Source organism: Pseudomonas sp. G(2018) (assembly GCF_005502415.1).
Lineage (GTDB): Bacteria > Pseudomonadota > Gammaproteobacteria > Pseudomonadales > Pseudomonadaceae > Aquipseudomonas.
The window spans coordinates 1-1,216 of the sequence record NZ_SCOO01000091.1; the positions used below are offsets into that span (position 1 = coordinate 1).

The 1,216-nt window shown below is 54.7% G+C and carries 1 protein-coding gene; it reads left to right on the forward strand.

Annotated features, from left to right (window positions below; all coding sequences use genetic code 11):
- Nucleotides 1-98: 98 nt before the first annotated feature.
- Nucleotides 99-1,216 (forward strand): sel1 repeat family protein (locus FFS64_RS31180; protein ID WP_256660590.1); only part of this gene is annotated, 1,118 nt, incomplete at its 3' end.

Sequence of the window (1,216 nt, forward strand, 5' to 3'; positions counted from 1 at the left end):
GCCGATTCCTGCTCGCCGACCGGGTGACCATCGAAGAAGAAAACATTGAATGGAGGCTCCTCGGTGAAGCCTGAACCCACCCTGTCGGACCTCGACTGATGCGCCGGATCTTGCTGCTCTGCTATCTGCTGTTGGTCGCCTGCGATAGCGGTAGCCCTTCTTCTAATTCGACCAAGGAAACGCCCTTGAATCCTTTATCCGACATCAAGGCCAGCATGGCCTTTACCTGTGCGCATGAGCAGATTCCGGCTCCATCCACCGAGGCCGATGTGTTGTTCCAATACGCGCGCTGGTTGCAAAAAAACAACCAACTCAAACAGGACAAGACTGTCGATGCAGAGATTGAACGTCTATACCGCATCGCCAGTGAGAACGGCCACTACAAGGCCAATATCAACCTGCAAAACGGAGCTATGCGGGGTACTTTCAAGGTCCGCGGTGAAGAGCATTTGCGCATGAGTGAGCAACTGATCAACGCGGGCGTGGCGACGGGATATTACTTTGTCGGCATTTATCTGGAACACGGCGCGGCGGGTTTGCAGCAGGATCGTTTAATGGCCCTGCGTTATTACCGAAAAGCCGCTGATGAAGGTAACGCACTAGCCCAATACTATGTGGGTGACAAGCTCGAACCAATCGATATTGCCCCAAAAACTGCGGTCCAAATGTATCGTTGCGCCGCCGAGCAAAAAAATGGGGAGGCAGCAACTGTCCTCGGTGTTTACTTGTCTGAAGCAGGGCAGTATCAGGAAGCACTTGAAGCATTCCAACTCGGAGCTGCAGCCGGAGACAGTACTTCGGCGTCTTTTTTGAGTAAAGGTTTCCGTGGTCCAAAACCAGACAACCGACTGCACTACCTCGGTCAACAGGAAGACCTCGAACGCGCTGATCGCTACGAAAAAATCTGGAAAATCCTCTCGGGCTACTCCTACGCCAATCCCAAAGTCCCCGAAATCAACGAAATCGTCCCGCTGCCACCCGCCAAACTGCCCGCCTGGGACGGCAAGCTGCAATGGCTCGAAGAACGCCAGGCCAACGTGCCACCCGAAAAACCCGGCGAAGCACTGATTCATCAACTGGCCAAGGCCAAACTGCTCGAGCCTGCCACCGGACGGCCCATGCCGGGTTCCTCGGCATTTATAGAGATCGACCACCTCAAAAGACCGATCTGCTTCAGCGGCCAAGCCTGTACGCATACCGGCTACTGGCAGGCGAA